The sequence below is a fragment of the Roseovarius sp. 10 genome (assembly GCF_033100315.1).
In the GTDB taxonomy this organism is placed as follows: Bacteria; Pseudomonadota; Alphaproteobacteria; order Rhodobacterales; family Rhodobacteraceae; genus M30B80.
In genome coordinates this window covers 857,402-875,275 of record NZ_JAWLVH010000001.1, presented here as the reverse complement: position 1 = coordinate 875,275, position 17,874 = coordinate 857,402, and the positions used below count along the sequence as shown (strand labels likewise).

The 17,874-nt window shown below is 57.7% G+C and carries 18 protein-coding genes; 10 read left to right on the top strand and 8 right to left on the bottom strand.

Annotated elements, in window-relative coordinates; translation table 11 throughout:
• The first annotated feature begins 53 nt into the window (after positions 1-53).
• The 4 genes from RYZ18_RS04445 (at position 54) to RYZ18_RS04430 (ending at position 4,185) form a co-directional block, all read left to right on the top strand.
• Entirely contained in the window at positions 54-755 is a 702-nt protein-coding gene (locus RYZ18_RS04445; RefSeq protein ID WP_317655172.1) for an HAD family hydrolase, read from the top strand.
• A 123-nt stretch (positions 756-878) separates the two neighbouring features.
• Complete coding sequence (locus tag RYZ18_RS04440) at positions 879-2,441, top strand: trimethylamine methyltransferase family protein (protein ID WP_317655171.1); 1,563 nt, start codon at positions 879-881, stop codon at positions 2,439-2,441.
• Between the two features lie 95 nt (positions 2,442-2,536).
• Positions 2,537-3,136 (top strand): heme NO-binding domain-containing protein, encoded by a 600-nt coding sequence (locus RYZ18_RS04435; protein ID WP_317655170.1) that lies wholly within the window; start codon positions 2,537-2,539, stop codon positions 3,134-3,136.
• Complete coding sequence (locus RYZ18_RS04430) at positions 3,133-4,185, top strand: diguanylate cyclase domain-containing protein (RefSeq protein ID WP_317655169.1); 1,053 nt, start codon at positions 3,133-3,135, stop codon at positions 4,183-4,185. The genes RYZ18_RS04435 and RYZ18_RS04430 overlap by 4 nt, the downstream gene beginning before the upstream one ends.
• On the opposite strand, the gene RYZ18_RS04425 is transcribed toward RYZ18_RS04430, so the two are convergent.
• Positions 4,140-4,736: a peptidoglycan-binding domain-containing protein gene (locus RYZ18_RS04425; protein WP_317655168.1), complete on the bottom strand. Its 597-nt coding sequence runs from the start codon at positions 4,734-4,736 to the stop codon at positions 4,140-4,142. The two genes, RYZ18_RS04430 and RYZ18_RS04425, sit on opposite strands and share 46 nt — an antisense overlap.
• A gap of 88 nt (positions 4,737-4,824) precedes the next feature.
• Positions 4,825-5,187, bottom strand: coding sequence for an OB-fold nucleic acid binding domain-containing protein (locus RYZ18_RS04420; RefSeq protein WP_317655167.1), 363 nt, complete (start codon positions 5,185-5,187; stop codon positions 4,825-4,827).
• A gap of 147 nt (positions 5,188-5,334) precedes the next feature.
• Here RYZ18_RS04420 and RYZ18_RS04415 point away from each other — a divergent pair, with 147 nt between their 5' ends.
• From RYZ18_RS04415 to RYZ18_RS04405, 3 genes are all read left to right on the top strand, one after another.
• Complete coding sequence (locus RYZ18_RS04415; protein ID WP_317655166.1) at positions 5,335-5,658, top strand: 2Fe-2S iron-sulfur cluster-binding protein; 324 nt, start codon at positions 5,335-5,337, stop codon at positions 5,656-5,658.
• A gap of 149 nt (positions 5,659-5,807) precedes the next feature.
• On the top strand, positions 5,808-7,586 hold the full coding sequence (gene aspS / locus RYZ18_RS04410; protein ID WP_317655817.1) for an aspartate--tRNA ligase: 1,779 nt from the start codon (positions 5,808-5,810) through the stop codon (positions 7,584-7,586).
• Between the two features lie 78 nt (positions 7,587-7,664).
• The gene (locus tag RYZ18_RS04405; protein ID WP_317655165.1) at positions 7,665-8,363 is read left to right on the top strand and encodes a GNAT family protein; all 699 of its coding nucleotides are present in this window, start codon (positions 7,665-7,667) and stop codon (positions 8,361-8,363) included.
• Here RYZ18_RS04405 and RYZ18_RS04400 read toward each other — a convergent pair.
• Entirely contained in the window at positions 8,358-9,053 is a 696-nt protein-coding gene (locus RYZ18_RS04400) for a response regulator (protein ID WP_317655164.1), read from the bottom strand. The two genes, RYZ18_RS04405 and RYZ18_RS04400, sit on opposite strands and share 6 nt — an antisense overlap.
• 144 nt (positions 9,054-9,197) lie before the next feature.
• Between RYZ18_RS04400 and mce the strand changes: the two genes are divergently transcribed.
• Both mce and RYZ18_RS04390 read left to right on the top strand, forming a co-directional pair.
• Complete coding sequence (mce, locus tag RYZ18_RS04395) at positions 9,198-9,602, top strand: methylmalonyl-CoA epimerase (RefSeq protein ID WP_317655163.1); 405 nt, start codon at positions 9,198-9,200, stop codon at positions 9,600-9,602.
• The gene (locus RYZ18_RS04390; RefSeq protein WP_317655162.1) at positions 9,602-9,889 is read left to right on the top strand and encodes a DUF1467 family protein; all 288 of its coding nucleotides are present in this window, start codon (positions 9,602-9,604) and stop codon (positions 9,887-9,889) included. The genes mce and RYZ18_RS04390 overlap by 1 nt, the downstream gene beginning before the upstream one ends.
• On the opposite strand, the gene RYZ18_RS04385 is transcribed toward RYZ18_RS04390, so the two are convergent.
• From RYZ18_RS04385 to tldD, 5 genes are all read right to left on the bottom strand, one after another.
• Positions 9,883-10,584 (bottom strand): EI24 domain-containing protein, encoded by a 702-nt coding sequence (locus RYZ18_RS04385; RefSeq protein WP_317655161.1) that lies wholly within the window; start codon positions 10,582-10,584, stop codon positions 9,883-9,885. The two genes, RYZ18_RS04390 and RYZ18_RS04385, sit on opposite strands and share 7 nt — an antisense overlap.
• A 78-nt stretch (positions 10,585-10,662) precedes the next feature.
• On the bottom strand, positions 10,663-11,256 hold the full coding sequence (locus tag RYZ18_RS04380; protein WP_317655160.1) for a nitroreductase: 594 nt from the start codon (positions 11,254-11,256) through the stop codon (positions 10,663-10,665).
• Positions 11,253-13,934, bottom strand: a complete 2,682-nt coding sequence (topA, locus tag RYZ18_RS04375) for a type I DNA topoisomerase (protein WP_317655159.1) — start codon at positions 13,932-13,934, stop codon at positions 11,253-11,255. The genes RYZ18_RS04380 and topA overlap by 4 nt, the downstream gene beginning before the upstream one ends.
• Positions 13,935-14,048: 114 nt before the next feature.
• On the bottom strand, positions 14,049-15,224 hold the full coding sequence (gene dprA, locus RYZ18_RS04370; RefSeq protein ID WP_317655158.1) for a DNA-processing protein DprA: 1,176 nt from the start codon (positions 15,222-15,224) through the stop codon (positions 14,049-14,051).
• 46 nt (positions 15,225-15,270) lie between these two features.
• On the bottom strand, positions 15,271-16,695 hold the full coding sequence (tldD, locus tag RYZ18_RS04365) for a metalloprotease TldD (RefSeq protein WP_317655157.1): 1,425 nt from the start codon (positions 16,693-16,695) through the stop codon (positions 15,271-15,273).
• Between the two features lie 227 nt (positions 16,696-16,922).
• On the opposite strand from tldD, the gene coxB reads away from it, so the two are divergent.
• A complete protein-coding gene (gene coxB / locus RYZ18_RS04360; RefSeq protein ID WP_317655156.1) occupies positions 16,923-17,807 on the top strand; it encodes a cytochrome c oxidase subunit II in 885 nt (294 codons plus the stop codon).
• The last annotated feature ends 67 nt before the right edge of the window (positions 17,808-17,874 follow it).

The following is a 17,874-nucleotide window of genomic DNA, read 5'->3' as shown; positions in this document are numbered from 1 at the left end:
TTATCTCATTTTAGCCGAATTTATGGGAAAATAAACAAGGGGGCAGCAAAAATATGCAAGAAAATTACTTCCAATTGTTAATATTTGACAAAGATGGAACACTGTTTGACTTTGCTAAATCTTGGGAAAATTGGGCAAAATCGGCTCTGCTTGCGCTCGCGGGGGGTGATGAAATTTTATTTCGCGCCCTTGCAGATCGCTTGTCCGTTGATGCGGAGCGTGGCGTGTTCTTGCCCGATAGTGTCGCTATTGCAGGCACGCTGGACGAGACTGCGCACCACTTGGCCCCGCTTTTGGGGGCTGATTTTACCCCGCAGCAGATCGCGGCGCGTCTGAATCACCTTGCACAATCTGCTGTCATGGTCGAGGCGGCCCCGTTGACGCCGCTGCTCACGGGCTTGCGGCAGGCGGGCTACATCTTGGCTGTGGCGACCAATGGGCAAAAGGACGAGGCCGAGGCCCATTTGGCGGCACATGATATCCGCCCCTATTTTGCCGAAGTCATCGGGTGCGACAGTGGGCATGGTGCGAAACCTGACCCAGCCATGTGCGCCCATATCGCACAGGCCTGTGGTGTTGCGCCTGCGCGCGCGGTAATGGTGGGCGATAGCCTGCATGATCTACGGGCGGGCCGCGCCGCTGGCATGGCGACAGTGGGCGTTCTCACAGGACTTGCCGATCATGGCACGCTCGTGCCGCATGCTGATGCCGTGTTGCCAGACATTGGCCATCTTCCCGCTTGGCTGGGGCATTGAAGCTGCGTTTGTCTGTTCGCGTCAAAATGGCGAGGGGTTTGGTCGGAATTTGTCGGGTTTTTCCCGCCCTCGCGCGGGCAGTCTAAAGGGGCTTTGATCTCCCTTTTTGTAAGATCCGATCCTATGACCGAAACCACAGTTGATCCAAAACGCCGCCGTTCCGGGGGCACGCGCGCCAAACATCAAGGTGTCAGCCAACATGCGATTGCGCAAAGGCCGTGGCGTATTCCGCAAAATATAGATCAACCAACCGAACCCTTGCCGCCTGAGGGTGTCTTGGCCATCCACAACAACGCTCTGCGGATTCTGTCCGAGCTTGGGCTTGAGATGCTGCATCCTGAGGCGCGGCAAATATTGGTGCAGGCAGGCTGCCGCCAAGAGGGCGAGACGATCTTTTTTGATCCTGATTTTGTGACCGAGATGGTCGCGCGTGCGCCCCAAAGCTTTACAGTGACGCCGCGAAACCCTGCGCGTCAGCTGACCATTGGCGAGGGGCATATTCTCTTTGGCAATGTGTCCTCCCCCCCCAATGCATGGGATATGGCACGCGGCAAACGGGCGGGCGATTTTGCGACCTTCCGCGAATTCATCAAATTGACGCAATATTTTAACTGCATCCATTTTGCAGGCGGCTACCCCGTTGAGCCGATAGATATTCATCCCTCAATCCGCCATTTGGATTGTTTGCACGAAAAGCTCATCGCGACTGACAAGGTGGTGCATACCTACTGCCTTGGCAAAGAGCGGGTTGAAGACGCTATGGAGATGGTGCGGATCGCCGCGGGTCTCAGCCACGAGGAATTCGAGGCGACACCGCGGTTTTACACCAATATCAACTCGGTCAGCCCGCTGAAACATGACTATCCAATGTTGGACGGGGCGATGCGTATGGCGCGGCGCGGGCAGCCTGTGGTTGTTACCCCCTTTACCTTAGCGGGGGCGATGGCGCCTGTGACCCTTGCGGGGGCTGTGTCCTTGTCCATTGCCGAGGCTTTGGGGGCGATTGCCTTGTTGCAATATATCGCGCCGCACGCGCCTGTGGTGATTGGAACCTTCACCTCAAATGTTGATATGAAATCAGGCGCGCCTGCCTTTGGCACACCTGAATATATCCGTGCCACCCAAATGACTGGGCAGATGGCCCGTTTTTATGGGCTGCCTCTGCGTTCCAGCGGGGTTTGCGCCGCCAATGTGCCCGATGGGCAGGCCCAAGCCGAAACCCTGCAAAGCTTGTGGGCCGCGGTGCAATCTGGCACAAATATGGTCTATCACGCCGCAGGTTGGCTGGAAGGGGGGCTGATCGCAAGCCCCGAGAAATTCGTGATGGATTGCGAATTGCTGCAACAGTTCCAACGCTATTTTGACCCCGTTCTGACCCAGACCAATGCGGATGATCTGGCCTTTGAGGCCGTGCGCGATGTTGGGGCGGGGGGGCATTATTTTGGCACGGCGCATACCCAAGCCCGTTTTAGCACGGCCTTTTATCAGCCGTTTCATTCTGATTGGCGCAATTTCGAGGCGTGGGAAAAAGATGGTGCCGTTTGGAGCGCCGAGCGCGCGCATGGAATTTACAAGGCAATCTTGGCCGAGGCGACAGACCCACCCCTTGATCCGAGTATCCGCGAAGAACTCGATGCCTTTGTCGCCAAGCGCAAGGAGGAGGGCGGCGCGCCCACCGATTTCTAACGCGCAGATCCCGCTGCATGCATCAGCATCTTGTTAATCTTTTGCGCTTAAGCGTGGAAAGAGTGATGTTTGATTTTGCAAGGTAAATCGGTGCGATGCAGGGCTTTGTAAACCGCGCATTTCAGCAATATGTGCAAGATATGCACGGCGCTGCCGCGTGGGAGGAAATACGGGTCATTGCCGGCGCCCCCCTTGATGGGTTCGAGCCCATGTTGCCCAGTGATGCGCAATCCACGCGGTATCTTTTGGATGCTATGACAGGTCATTTGGGCCATAGCGAAGACGCGCTTTGGGAGGAGTTGGGTCTTTACCTCGTCACCCACCCCCGAATGGAGGGGCTGCGCCGCCTTCTGCGCTTTGGGGGGCGGGATTTTGTCGAATTTATTTGGTCTTTGGCAGATTTACATGATCGCGGGCAGCTTGCCTTGGGCCTGCTTGATTTGCCCAAGATCAATATCCGCAGCATGGATGGCCCAAACCAGATGCGCTTTGATCTCGACATCACATGGATGATGGAGGGGGGGGTGTTCTTGATCTATGGCGCATTGCAGGCCATGGCAGATGATTACGGGGCCTTGGCCGTGATCCGACCCAATCCGGGCTGCATTACGATTGAGCTGCACGATTTGGGCTTTGGCCCTGCGCGCAGCTTTGCCCTGATCGGTGAGCCGCCCCTGTCCGAGGCGCGGGCATGATGGCGCGTGCCCCTTCATCACTTGCGCCGCATGGCCCCGATGCCTTGCCTTGGGCGGGCTTGGCCCCGCTTTTGCCGATGCATCTGGCCTGCGATGATCAGGCGCGGATTGTCTCGGTCGGGCCAACTGTGTCGAAAATGTTAGAGGTTCCGCCTGATCAGCTTATTGGGCAGCCTTTGTTTGACTTGGTTCAGATCAAATCCCCGCAATTGGCCAATAGTTTTGAGGAGCTGTGCGCCATAACGGGGCAGCGTTTGCAGCTATGTCTTTGCAGCGCGCCCGAGATTATGTTGCGCGGCGTGATAAGCGCGTGGGGGCAGGGCGCAGTTCTCAGCCTGTCATTGGGGCTGAATTTCACCCAAGGCATCGCGCGCTGGGCCTTGCATATGTCGGATTTTCCGCACACGGATCAGACCGTGGAATTGCTCTATTTGCAGGAGGCCAATACCGCTGTCGCGGCCGAAAGCCGCGCGTTGACAGAGCGCCTTTTTACCGCCCGCGCGTTGGCCGAGCGCGAGGCATTAACAGATCCGCTCACGGGGCTTGCCAATCGCCGTGCCTTGGAACGCGCGCTGCCGCGCCTCTTGTCGCGCATCGAGCGGCCCTTTGCCCTGCTGCATATTGATTTGGATTATTTCAAGGCGGTGAATGATCAATATGGTCATGCGGCAGGTGATCTGGTGCTGACCCAAGTTGGGCGTATCTTGCGCAGTGACATCCGCGCGGGTGATTTCGCCGCGCGTTTGGGGGGCGATGAATTTGTGGTGATGATCGCCAATGCCATTGATCCCACGATCCTTGCAGATCTCGCAGCGCGGCTGATTACCCATCTTGAGGCCCCCATCACAGTCGAAGGCGGGGTTGCCCGCATCTCGGCCTCTGTCGGGATCGCGATTTCAACGGATTTTGCGCAAGATGCCCGCGCCATGCTGCAGGCGGCTGATGAGGCGCTCTATAACGCCAAGGCCGCAGGGCGGGCAGGATTTGCCTTTGCTGCCCCGCCTCAGCTGGGGGTGGCATCGCCTGTGGCTATTGCCTCATCGGGTTGATCCAGTAATTCGGGATACCAAACCGCCAACCCCAATTGTCGCGCTGCGGGCAGGGATAAAATCGGGCTGTCGAGGCCTTGCCCGCGTTGAAAGGCGCGAATGGCGGCCTTGGTTGGGGCGTCTAATTGCCCTGTGATTGCGCCTTGATACTGCCCGCGCGCCTGCAGCGCGCGCTGTAGGGCGGTCAAAAGCTCAGGGTTGCGCTCAAGATCGCAAATGGTTTCAAACCATCTCTCGCGCCGTTCCTCAACAATCACCTGACGGGTTTCTGTGCGATAGGTTGCAGGGGTCACCACCTGACCCTCCGCACCAAGGCGTGCGGGGCGGGTGATGATCTGCTCGGTCACAGTTTCAATCACTGCAGGCGTCACCTGTAGCCCATAACAGGCCTCGGGGCGGGCATCAGGTGGGCCTGATCCGCGCTGCACTTCTGCAATATGGGGGGCAATTTGACCACGCTGTTCAGGGTCAATCTCGAAAGGCGCGCCCACGACACAGCCCGAGAGGCCAAATGCCACCCCAATCATGCCGCAAAGAACACTGCGCGCCATAAATTTATGCCTCAAGGTTATTCTTATTTTTCCATAACAATAGGCAAACTGGCTCAAAGGGCAATGGCTTTGCGCAGGCTGTGACGCTCTAGGGGGCGGTATGGTGCAAAACAATCTCATCCAGCAGGGGCGATATATCTTCGATCTGTTCGGCGATGATATGGGTGATGCCCGCCTGCCGTTGCAGCCGCCCCGTCACGCGCATCAGCCGCGCTGCGATGACCGCACGGCGAAATTGCTGATATATTTTCTGCCAGATGATCACATTGCAGGTGCCAAACTCATCTTCCAAGGTGATGAAAATCACACCTTTGGCCGTGCCTGGTCTTTGGCGCAGCACCACCAAGCCCGCCACCGCAACCCGCGCCCCCTCATGGGGCAGATGCAGCAAATGATGGGGCAGGCAATCGGGCGGTTTGGGCCAAACGCGTGGGGCGAGATCGGGTTCCATGGCAGATATCCTGTTTTAGAACAAAAATAGAACATTTGCCTAAAGATGCAAGCGCGACTGCATGACATAAATTTCGGGGCTAGAAAGCGGCAGCAAGGAACGCTACCTAGGCAAGATCCGAGGTTAACAGCAAGAAAGTGCGCGTTTATGGCTAAGATCACTTATATCGAACATAACGGAACCGAGCATGTCGTTGATGTGCCAAACGGGTTGACCGTGATGGAAGGCGCGCGCGACAATGGCATTCCTGGCATTGAGGCTGATTGCGGCGGCGCCTGCGCCTGTTCGACCTGCCATGTCTATGTGCATCCTGATTGGGTCGCAAAACTGCCAAGCATGGACGCGATGGAACAGGATATGCTGGAATTCGCCTATAAACCTGACGAGGGGCGTTCGCGCCTGACCTGCCAGTTGAAGGTGACAGATGCGCTTGATGGTCTGGTTGTGCAGATGCCAGAAAAACAAATTTGAGCCAACAGGCCTCAAAATGACACCAAAGCCCGCGCTGTGCAGTCGCGGGCTTTTCGCTGCTTGGGGTTGACTTCGCGCCCCGCTCCATGTGTATCGGCGGCACAGAGATGACAGGCCAAAAACAAGGCCAATATATAGGATATTTCGTGATGCACGCTTTCCGCAGCCATACCTGCGCAGACCTGACTAAGGAAAATGTCGGTCAAACGATCCGCCTCTCGGGCTGGGTTCATCGGGTGCGCGATCATGGTGGGGTTTTGTTCATTGACCTGCGCGACCATTATGGGATGACACAAGTGCTCTGTGATCCCGACAGCCCTGTGTTTGCCGAGGTTGAAAAACTGCGTGCGGAATGGTGTATCCGCATTGATGGCGAGGTGAAGGCCCGTGATGCCAGCCTTGTGAACCCAAAAATTCCTACAGGCGAAATCGAAGTTTTCATTCGGGATCTCGAGGTTCTGGGTGCGGCGAATGAATTGCCCCTGACGGTGTTTGGCGATCAGGAATATCCTGAGGAAACCCGCCTGCGCTATCGCTATCTCGATTTGCGCCGCGAGGTCATGCAAAAGAATATGACCTTGCGTTCTGATGTTGTGGCCTCAATTCGCAAGCGGATGTGGGACAAAGGCTTTCGCGAATTCCAGACCCCAATTATCACGGCCTCTAGCCCTGAGGGCGCGCGCGATTTCCTTGTGCCTTCGCGTCTGCATCCTGGCAAGTTTTACGCGCTGCCACAGGCACCACAGCAGTTTAAGCAGCTGTTGATGGTGTCGGGCTTTGATAAATATTTCCAAATCGCCCCTTGTTTCCGCGATGAAGACCCGCGCGCGGATCGCTCGCCGACTGATTTCTATCAGCTCGACATGGAAATGAGCTTTGTTACACAGCAAGATGTGTTTGATACGATCCAGCCCGTGCTCAAAGGCCTGTTCGAGGAATTTGGTGGCGGCAAGAAGGTCGATCAAGACTGGCCACTGATTTCCTATAAAGATGCCGCGCTGTGGTATGGCACCGATAAGCCGGACCTGCGCAACCCGATCAAAATGGAAGTTGTGAGCGAGCATTTCAAAGACTCGGGCTTTGCGATTTTTGCAAAAATCCTCGAGCAGGACGGCACCGAAGTGCGCGCCATTCCTGCCCCCACAGGCGGCAGCCGCAAATTCTGTGACCGCATCAATTCATGGGCGCAAGGTCAAGGCCTGCCTGGCATGGGCTATATGTTCTGGCGCGAAGGCGAGGATGGCACGATGGAGGCCGCAGGCCCCTTGGCCAAAAACATTGGCCCTGAACGCACCGAGGCCATCCGCACGCAATTGGGCCTTGGTGTCGGTGATGCGGTGTTCTTTATGGCAGGCAAGCCCGCGGATTTCGAGGCCGTTGCGGGGCGCGCGCGCACCGAAGTGGGCCGCGAATTGGGGCTGATTGATGAGAACCGCTTCGCCTTTGCATGGATCGTGGATTTCCCGATGTATGAAAAAGACGAGGAAACGGGCAAAATCGATTTCAGCCATAACCCGTTCTCGATGCCCCAAGGCGGGATTGACGCACTTGCGGGTGACCCGCTTGAGGTGTTGGGATATCAATATGACCTAGCCTGTAACGGCTATGAATTGGTGTCGGGTGCGATCCGAAACCACAAGCTTGAGATCATGTTCAAGGCGTTTGAACTTGCAGGCTATGGTGAGGACGAAGTCCGCCGCCGTTTTGGTGGTATGGTCAATGCGTTCCAATTCGGCGCGCCGCCTCATGGCGGCTGTGCGGCGGGGATTGACCGCATCGTGATGCTCTTGGCGGAAACGGCGAATATCCGCGAGGTGATCCTCTTCCCGATGAACCAACGCGCGGAAGATGTGATGATGAATGCACCCTCCGAGCCGATGGCAGATCAGCTGATGGAATTGGGTCTGCGGGTTTTGCCGCGCGACTGATCCCGTTTCACCCTTGCCAATTTTTGCGGCCTCTGCCCTGATGGGCGGGGGCCTTTTCGCGTTTTGATGGGGGTTACGATGCAGGATTTGTCAAAATATGTGCCGCCCGCGCGGCCCGAATTCCAACAGCGGCAAGGGCGCTATGCGCGACTTGAACGGCTCAGGGCGCATTTGCACGCGGATGAGCTGTTCCGGGCCTATGACGGGGCAGAAGAATTGTGGCAGTTTCTGCCCTATGGCCCTTTCATTTCTGCCGCCGCCTATCATCGCTTTTTGCGCGGCTTTGAGGCGGGCGAAGATCCTGTGTTTTACGCAATCCGCGACATGGCGCGGGGGCAGGTGATGGGCGTGGCCTCTTATTTGCGTATCGCGCCTGAGAAAGGATCAATTGAATTGGGGCATATATGCCTTGGCCCCGCCTTGCAAAAAAGCCCCGCCGCGACCGAAGCGTTTTTTATGATGATGTCATGGGCCTTTGATGCGGGGTATCGGCGTTTTGAGTGGAAATGCGATGCGCGCAATATCCCCTCGCGCCGCGCGGCACAGCGTTTGGGGCTGAGTTACGAAGGGGTGTTTCGCCAAGACAATATCGTCAAAGGCAAAAATCGTGACACCGCATGGTTTGCCGCCATTGATGCGGAATATCCCGCGCTGAAAGAGGCCTTTACCGCATGGCTTTTGCCGCAGAATTTCGATGCGACAGGGCGCCAGATCGAACGTCTTTCTGACCTGACGGGATTGGTGCGGGTGGCGCGCGACCCCGCGCTTGGCTCATAGTCGTGGGCTGATTTCCGCGATTTTTTGTGTCAGCGCATGGCGCAGCGCCGCGCGGGTGTCGCGCATCAGACCGCGCGCGGCTTCGGCCAATTCACGATCGCCCGCCTCCTGCGCGATGCCCATCAAGAAGGGGCGCAGATAGGGCAGGGGTGGGTCGGGCTGATCCAAGAGATCAATCGCATGGGTCAAATCCTCGCGATAGGCGATGGGGTCAGGGCTCACGGTGTCGCCTGACACAGCATGGGGGGTTGTGGGGGCCAAATCGGGGGGCAAATGGCGCAAGATTGTTTCTTGGAAATGCGCGAGGGTTTCGATGGGTTTGGCTAAAAACCCATCGGCACCTGCGGCCTTTGCCTCGGCGGCGCTGTCATGGGGATCAGCGGCGGAACAGGCCAAGATCACGGGCAAGCGGGGGCTTGCCATGGCCAAATCTTGGATCAAATCCAAGCCAGACCCATCTGGTAGACCGAGGTCGATAATGGCCACGCTGGGGCGATAGACCTGCAGGTGACGCCGCGCGGAGGACAGGCAATCGGCCCGCCTGATCCGCGCGCCCGAACGCAGGCTCAGCAATCGCAGCGATTCCGAGGCGTATCGGCTATCCTCAACGATTAAAATGGTCAGCCCCATCAGCGGATTTAGCGCCTGCATTTTCGCCTGACGGGTTGGCGGCAATTTGAACTCATCCATTTCAGGCACCTCGAATTTGTGATTCCCTTCCTCGATTACAGCCTGTCGCGGTTACCGAAGGGTAAACGGGGCGCGACCACACGCCTCTTGCCCACAGGATTTTGCGCAGGCATATCGTGGGGCGAGTGACCCAAGGAGATGAAAATGATCGGTAGATTGAACCATGTGGCCATTGCTGTGCCTGATCTCGAGGCCGCATCAGCGCAATATCGTGATACGCTTGGCGCAAAAGTTGGCGCGCCGCAGGATGAACCCGATCACGGGGTGACGGTGGTCTTCATCGAATTGCCCAATACCAAGATCGAGTTGCTCTACCCTTTGGGTGAAAATTCCCCCATCGCGGGCTTTCTTGAGAAAAACCCCTCAGGCGGCATTCACCATATTTGCTACGAGGTCGAAGATATTTTGGCGGCGCGCGATAAGCTTCAGGCCAGTGGCGCGCGCGTTTTGGGCACGGGGGAGCCGAAAATTGGGGCACATGGCAAGCCCGTGTTATTCCTCCACCCCAAAGATTTCACAGGCACATTGGTTGAATTGGAGCAGGTCTAATGGGTATTGTCACAGGCCTCGTGGTTTATGCGATTGTATGGTTCATGTCGCTGTTTCTGACCTTGCCGTTTTTCGTGCGCACCCAAGGGGATGAGGGCGAGGCCGCGCGCGGCACATCGCAATCTGCCCCCGCCTCAAGCTTTAACCTGCGCCGCAACCTGTTGATCAATACAGCCATTGCCACGCTGATCTGGGCCGTGATCGCGGGTATCATTTTATCGGGTCGTGTCTCTATCGAAGATATTAACCTCTTTGCCCTCTTTGGCATGGGCGACAGCGCTTATTGACGCGCCCCCGTCAGGCCCACCCGATGGGCCATATGGGTAAAGGTCGCAGCCCCCAATATGGGCACGATGAGGTTCAAGATTGGCACGCTTAAGGGGAGTGCCATCATGACCCCGCCTGCAAAAAATGTCAGGCGATTTTTGCGCCGAAATTCAATCGCCGATACGCGATCGAGGCGGCGCTGTGCCACCATCTGCGAATATTCACGCCCCAAGAGAAACCCGTTCAACCCCCAGAATACAAAGGGGGCGAAGGGCGTGAAATAAAGAACCAAGGCCAATGTGTTGGCCAATAGGATCACGCCCAAGAATCGTAGGCTGTCACCGATGGCTTCGGCCAATTTCACATGGCGGGCGGGCGGCAGCTGGGGGTAATGTTCTGCTTCAACCGCATCTGCGATTTCGTCTAAGAAAAACCCCGTAAAGGCCGAGGCCACAGGCACCATCATCACCGATGACAGCAAGATCAAAAATGGCACGGCCGCCCATGAGAGTGCCGCCCCAAAGAAACTGATTGTGCCAATCCAAGGCAGGGTGATTGCATCAGGCAAGAGCCATCCCAAAAAGATCAGAACCGCCGCTGAGATCGCAACCAGCAATGCAATGGTCAACGCCACGCCAATCAACAAAACGCGCAAAAAGCGCCTGTCGCGGAATTGCAAAACGGATTTTAGGAAATCAGCAAGTAATGCGGCCATGTTGAGATGGCTCCTTTTGGGGCAGGTCTGTTCTTAGGTGGGGCAGGCCCCATCATGGCGCAAGGGCAAGGTCACGCCCTAATCGCGATATGTGACGATATCGCCCATCTCGGGGCGGGGGCGTTCTGGGGCCTTGGCGCTTGGCGTTCCAAGATGAATGAACCCTGCCACGAATTGCGGCGCAGTAATGCCATAGGCACGGGATAAAAATTCGGGATCAAAGGCCATCCAACCGCTCAGCCAATTTGCGCCAAACCCGTGGGCCATCGCGGCATGCATCATTTCAAGACAAACCGCACCTGCCGACAGTTGCTGTTCCAAGAGGGGGATTGCATCATGCGCAACGGGGTGAGACAGAACCGCGACCACAAGAGGGGATTGGTCAAATGCCGCGGCGGATTTTTCGACCTTTTCGGGCACGCGGCCTGCGCCATGGCCCAATTCGCGGGTGAGCGCGGCCAAGCCCGCACGGCTTTCTGGCCCGTGCACAACGATGCGCCACGGGGCCAATTTTCCGTGATCTGGCACCCGCATCGCGGATGTGAGGATATCTTCCAACACCGCCCCTTCAGGCGCGGGGGCATTGAGAAGCTGCGCAGGGGTAGATCTGCGCAGGCGCAAAAATTCAGCCAATTCTGGCCAATGCGGGGGCTGATAGGGGGCGTCCGTCATGATTTTTTTGCCGCAGCTTTTTTCGGGGCTGCCTTCTTTTTGGCAGCGGCTTTAGGCGCGGCTTTCTTGGCGGCGGTCTTGCGCGGGGTTTTCCCGCCTTTGGCGGCCTTGGCCGCGATCAGCGCCAAGGCCTCCTCCATCGTGACGGCTTCGGGTTCGGTACCCTTGGGCAGGGTCGCATTGATTTTGGCCCATTTCACATATGGCCCATAGCGGCCATTCATCACCTGAACCGCGCCGCCATCAGGATGCTCGCCCAACTCTTTGAGAGGGGCGGCCGCGGCCCCACGGCCTGCACCGCGCGAGGCGGCCTTGGCGGCCAAAACCTCAACCGCGCGGTTCATGCCGATCTCGAACACCTCATCCACCTCGGGCAGGTTGGCGTAAAGGCTGCCATGTTTGACATAAGGCCCGTAACGGCCAATGCCTGCCTCGACCAAAACGCCATCCTCAGGATGCGCACCAATCGCGCGAGGCAATGACAAGAGGCGCAGCCCTTTCTCCAAATCCATGCCCGCAGGGGGCCATGTTTTGGGCAGTGAGGCGCGCGGAGGTTTGGGGCTGTCTTCGGTCGCTTCGCCCAATTGAACATAAGGGCCAAACCGCCCTGCTTTCAGCCAAACGGCCTGTCCGCTTTCGGGTTCGACCCCCAGCATTTTATCACCCTCGCTTTCCTCGCCATTGGGGGCGAGGGGGCGGGTATAGCGACATTCAGGGTAATTGGAGCAGCCGATAAACGCCCCGCCAGAGCGCGCTGTGCGCAAGGATAGACGCCCTTCACCACATGCCTGACATTGGCGTGGATCACCACCATCGAAGCGCTGTGGGAAGAGGTGCGGTTCCAACACCTCGTTGATTTTTTCCAAAACATCGGTGATCCGCAACTCGGCGGTTTCATCGACCGCCGCCTTGAAATCGCGCCAGAAACGGGTCAGCAAATCGCGCCAATCGCGCTCGCCTGCACTGACCTCATCCAGTTGGTTTTCCAAATCCGCGGTGAAATCATAGCCCACATATTTTTGGAAATAATTGCTGAGGAATATGGTGACTAAGCGCCCCTTATCCTCGGGGATCAGGCGCCCCTTATCTTTGAGCACATAGCCGCGATCTTGGATCGTGGTGACGATAGAGGCATAGGTGGACGGGCGGCCAATGCCCAATTCTTCCATGCGCTTGACCAAGGTGGCCTCGGTGTAGCGGGGTGGCGGTTGGGTAAAGTGACGCTGTCCAAACACCGCGCCTGAAGTGTCGATGATGCCCCCTTCCGAAAGGCGCAAGCCGCCGCTTTCACTGGCTGTGGCCCCATCCAAGGCCTTGGTGAAATCACCCATCAAACTGCTTTGATCAAAGTCAAGCTTGTCGCCAACCGCCATATTGGGCAGGCGATTTGCGTCTTCCTCATCGCTGTCATCACGCCCTTCGACATAAACCTTGAGGAAACCCTCAAACTGGATGACCTGACCGCTTGCGCGCAGCACGACATTCTCATCGCTTGAGGAAATATCAACCGTGGTGCGCTCGAGGCGGGCGGCCTCCATCTGGCTTGCGATGGTGCGTTTCCAGATCAGTTCATAGAGTTTTTTCTGATCCGCATCCGTGATGCGCAGCTTTTCTGGCCCCATGGACATATCGGTGGGGCGGATACATTCATGCGCCTCTTGGGCGTTTTTGGCCTTGTTCTTATACATCCGTGGGGATTTTGGCAGGAAGTCTTCGCCAAATCGTGCGCGGATTGTGTCGCGGGCGGACATCACCGCCTCGGGGGCCATGTCGATCCCGTCTGTTCGCATATAGGTGATATGCCCCGCCTCATAGAGGCGCTGTGCCGCGCTCATGGTTTGGCGCGCGCCCATCCCAAATTTGCGGCTGGCCTCTTGTTGCAGGGTCGAGGTCATAAAGGGCGGGCTTGGATTGCGGGTGGCAGGTTTCGCCTCGACACTGGTCACAGTGAGCGCGCGGCTTGCTACCGCGCTGACCGCCATCTGGGTCGAGGATTGCGTGGCCAAGTCGAATTTATCCAACTTCTTGCCCCCAAAATGGGTCAAGCGCGCCTCAAACCCCTGTCCGCGCGGCGTCACAAGGCCCGCGCGCACTGACCAATATTCTTGGGCGCGGAACGCCTCGATTTCCATTTCGCGCTCAACGATCAGACGCAGGCAGACGGATTGCACACGGCCTGCTGATTTTGATCCGGGCAATTTGCGCCACAAAACGGGGCTAAGGGTGAACCCCACCAAATAATCCAACGCTCGCCGTGACAAATAGGCATCGACCAATTCCATATCGACCTCGCGCGGGGCCTCCATCGCTTGGGTCACAGCGGTTTTCGTGATTGCGTTGAACACAACACGGCGCACGGGCGTGTCTTTCTTAAGTGCCTTTTTCTGCGTCAACGCCTCAAGCAAGTGCCAAGAAATCGCTTCACCCTCGCGGTCAGGGTCGGTGGCAAGGATCAAATCGGGGTCAGATTTCAGCGCATCGACAATCGCCTTGATGTGCTTTTTGCTATCTGTGGCGACCTCCCATTTCATCTCAAACCCTGCGTCAGGATCGACTGAGCCATCCTTGGGGGGCAGGTCGCGCACATGGCCGTAGGAGGCCAAAACTGTATAATTCGCGCCCAGATATTTATTGATCGTCTTGGCCTTGGCGGGCGATTCGACAACGACAACGGGCATGAGTGGCAACCTAACTTTTTATGGAAATGTAATCGGTCTTAGGTCGCGCAACATTTGGTCTTGTGCAGGGTTTGTCAATGCACCCCTGTCACAATCACCCTATTTTTGTGGCATCTAGGCTGCGGTTTGGTGTCTCTGTGCGGCAGGTTCTGCGGCGCTATGATCACTGCGCGCCACCATGCCGCCTGCGCTGCGGGTGATCTCACCTGCAAGCTCCAACTCGGTCAAATGGCGGGCGAGATCGGCGCTGGGCATTGCGCTCACACGCGCCAGATGATCCTCGCTGACCGCGCCTGCGCCGATGAACGACAGGATCATTGCGTGGGGGCTGTCGTGATGGGTGATGTCGCGCGCTGCTGCAGGGTCGGGCGGCTCTGCGCTGGCAGGGGCGGGGGCAAAAGCCCCGTCCAGATCAAGCGCCACGAGGACATCGCGGGCCTCGCGGATGAGATGCGCCCCTTCGCGCAGCAAAAGATTACACCCCGATGCGCGGGTGTCGAGCGGATGCCCAGGCACGGCCATCACCTCGCGCCCCTGTTCAGCGGCCATACGCGCGGTGATCATCGACCCTGATCTTAATGCGGCCTCAATCACCACAATGCCCCGCGATAGCCCTGAAATGATGCGATTACGCCTTGGGAAATGGCGCGCTTGGGGCGCGCGGCCCATCGGCATCTCAGACAGGCGCAAACCGATTTGCGCCGCAAGTTTGGCGTTTTCGGGCGGATAGATCACATCCACCCCGCCTGCCATGACCGCGACCGTGCCTGTGCTGAGGCTTGCGTGATGCACGGCTGTATCAATGCCGCGGGCAAGGCCTGAGGCGGTCACAATCCCCGCTTGGCCCAAGTCGCGTGCCACCGCGCGCGCCATCCGCAACCCAAGCGCTGACGCATTGCGCGTGCCCACCATGCCGACCATTGGGCGGGTGAGCAGGTCAAGATCGCCAATGGCCCACAGAAAAGGCGGGGCATCGGACAGTGCGGCGAGGGTTGCAGGATAGGCCGCCTCACCCAGAAACAGGGCGCGGGCCGCACAGCTTTGCGCTGCGCGAATTTCGGCCTGTGCCGCAGATTTGGAATAGACCGCATAGCCTGACACACCCGCCTTGGCCGCAATCTGTGGCAGGGCCGCCAAGGCATCGGCCCCCGATCCATATTCGGCAATCAATCGGCGATAGGTCACTGGCCCAACTTTTGGCGAGCGGATCAACCGCAGCCGCGCCAAGCGTTCGGCCGTGTCATCGGACGGTGCAGGGAGAGGGGCAGAAGGGGCGGCATGATCTGTCATGCCGCAACCCTAGACGCAGCTTGGTTGAGAAGGCGTTAATGCAGGATCAGGCCGAACCGCCGACTGTCAGACCGCCAATCATCAATGTGGGTTGACCGACCCCCACAGGCACCCATTGCCCCGCTTTGCCGCAATTCCCCATGCCCGGATCTAGGGCCATATCATTGCCAATCGCGCGGATTTGCTTCAGCGCAGTGGCCCCATCCCCGATGAGCGTGGCCCCTTTGACAGGCGCCCCGATCTGGCCGTTTTGCACGCGATAGGCCTCGGTGCAGGAAAAAACGAATTTGCCATTGGTGATGTCAACCTGCCCGCCGCCAAAGCCAACCGCATAAATCCCGTCTTTCAAATCCGCCAAAATATCGGCAGGCGCGCTGTCGCCGCCAAGCATATAGGTGTTGGTCATCCGCGTCATCGGGGGGTGGGCATAAGATTCGCGCCGCCCATTCCCTGTCGCAGCTACACCCATCAGGCGGGCGGATTGGCGGTCTTGCATGTAGCCAACCAAAATCCCGTCCTCAATGAGCGGGGTGGCTTGGCTTTGCGTACCCTCATCATCAATCGAAATGGATCCACGCCGATCAGGCAGCGTGCCATCGTCCAAAACAGTCACGCCTTTGGCCGCCACTTGCTGCCCCATCAGGCCTGCGAAGGCGGATTGGCCTTTGCGGTTGAAGTCCCCCTCTAGTCCATGACCCACAGCCTCGTGCAGTAGGATACCTGGCCAGCCTGGCCCCAGCACCACATCAATCACGCCCGCAGGGGCAGGGACGCTGTCGAGGTTCACGCAGGCCACGCGCAGGGCCTCACGTGCAACCGATTGCCAATGCGCAGGGGCCATGACGCGGTCAATCGCAAACCGCCCCCCACCGCCTGCCGAGCCACTTTCACGGCGGCCCTTTGCCTCGACAATGACCGAGATATTCAGGCGCACCAAAGGCCGTGCATCGCGCAACACCTGTCCCTCAGGGCGCAGGATTTCGACCTCTTGATGCGAGGCGGCAAGCGATACAGACACTTGCACAACGCGCGGATCAAGGGCGCGGGTATAGGCGTCAATCTCGCCCAATAGATCAATGCGGGCCTCAAAGCTGCTGCCATCCATCGGGTCATTGGGCATATAGAGGTGGCGGTTGGTGCCTTGTGGGGGGGCGGCCATGATCCCGCCGCTTTGGCGAATGGCCATGCGGGCAGTGTCACTGGCGCGGGACAGGGCCGCTTCGCTTAACTCGGTCGCATGGGCATAGGCCGAAACCTCCCCCAAGACCGCGCGCAGCCCGAATCCCTCGCTTGCGTCATAAGACGCGGTCTTGATCCGCCCGTCATCGAAAACCAAGGCCTCAGATCGTTTTCTTTCGAGAAATAACTCTCCGTCTTCGGCCCCTGTCAGGGTTGCGCGCAACAGTCGCAGGGCGGCCTCTTGGTCGAGGGATGTCTCGAAGGGACGGAAGCTACTGGCACGATCAGACACGCAAATTCCTTTCAAAATTGGGCACTTGGCCCGCGTTCCGCCGCCGCGGCGGCAGCATAATCACCCCATTTGAGCCGTGAAAATGATCCAAATCAACTTTCCCAAGGGTGAGACATTTTTATCCAATGTCTTGTAATGTAACCCTCTATATGGTTCTTGCAGCTTTGAACGCAACGGGATGTCACAGACCTTAAACGGGCATCACGAAAAAACAGGACGACATGACAATGGCACTTCGTACCAAGCTCTCAAGCTTTTGGGCCGCAGCAGCGGCAACATTTGCCCTGACGGGTGGTGCATCTGCGCAGGCGTTGCGCGATGGTTTGGAGATTATCGGCGCACCCCATCTAGGTGGTGTGAATATGCAAACAGGCGTGACCGAATTGGCGCATGACGTTCGCATGTTGGATGGTCTGCTTTTGGTGATTATCACCGCGATTGTTATCTTCGTGACCGCATTGATGGTCTATTCCATCCTGCGCCACAATCGCCGTGCGAACCCAAAACCTGCAACCTTCACCCATAACCGCAAGATCGAGATCATCTGGACAGTCGTGCCAATGATCATCTTGTTTGTGATCGGCGGCTTCTCACTGCCTGTGTTGTTCAAGCAGCAGACCATTCCTGATGGCGAAGTGGTGATCAAGGCAACGGGCTATCAGTGGTATTGGGGCTACGAATACCCGCAGCATGACATTGTTTTTGACAGCTTCATGTTGGCCGAAGATGAATTGGCCGATTATGGTTACACAAGCGATGAATATTTGCTCGCCACCAACACAGCGATGGTTGTGCCAACAGGCCGCGATGTTGTGGTTCAGGTCACGGGCGCGGATGTGATCCATTCTTGGACAATTCCCGCCTTCGGTGTGAAGCAGGACGGGATCCCTGGCCGCCTTGCGCAGCTGTGGTTCAATGTTGAGCCTGGCCGTGAAGGCATCTATTTCGGGCAGTGTTCTGAGCTGTGCGGCGTGAACCATGCCTTTATGCCAATCACCGTCTTCGCAGTGACCCCTGAGGAATATGACGCATGGACACGCGGCGAGATCAGCGATTTCGCCTCCGTAGATGCGCGTGCGCCACAGGATGTGGAACTGGCCGCGGCGCAATAAGCGCAGCAAAGCTTCTGCCAAGCCACCCGCGCAATCAGGTGGCTTGGCGATCTCGCAAATAACCCCC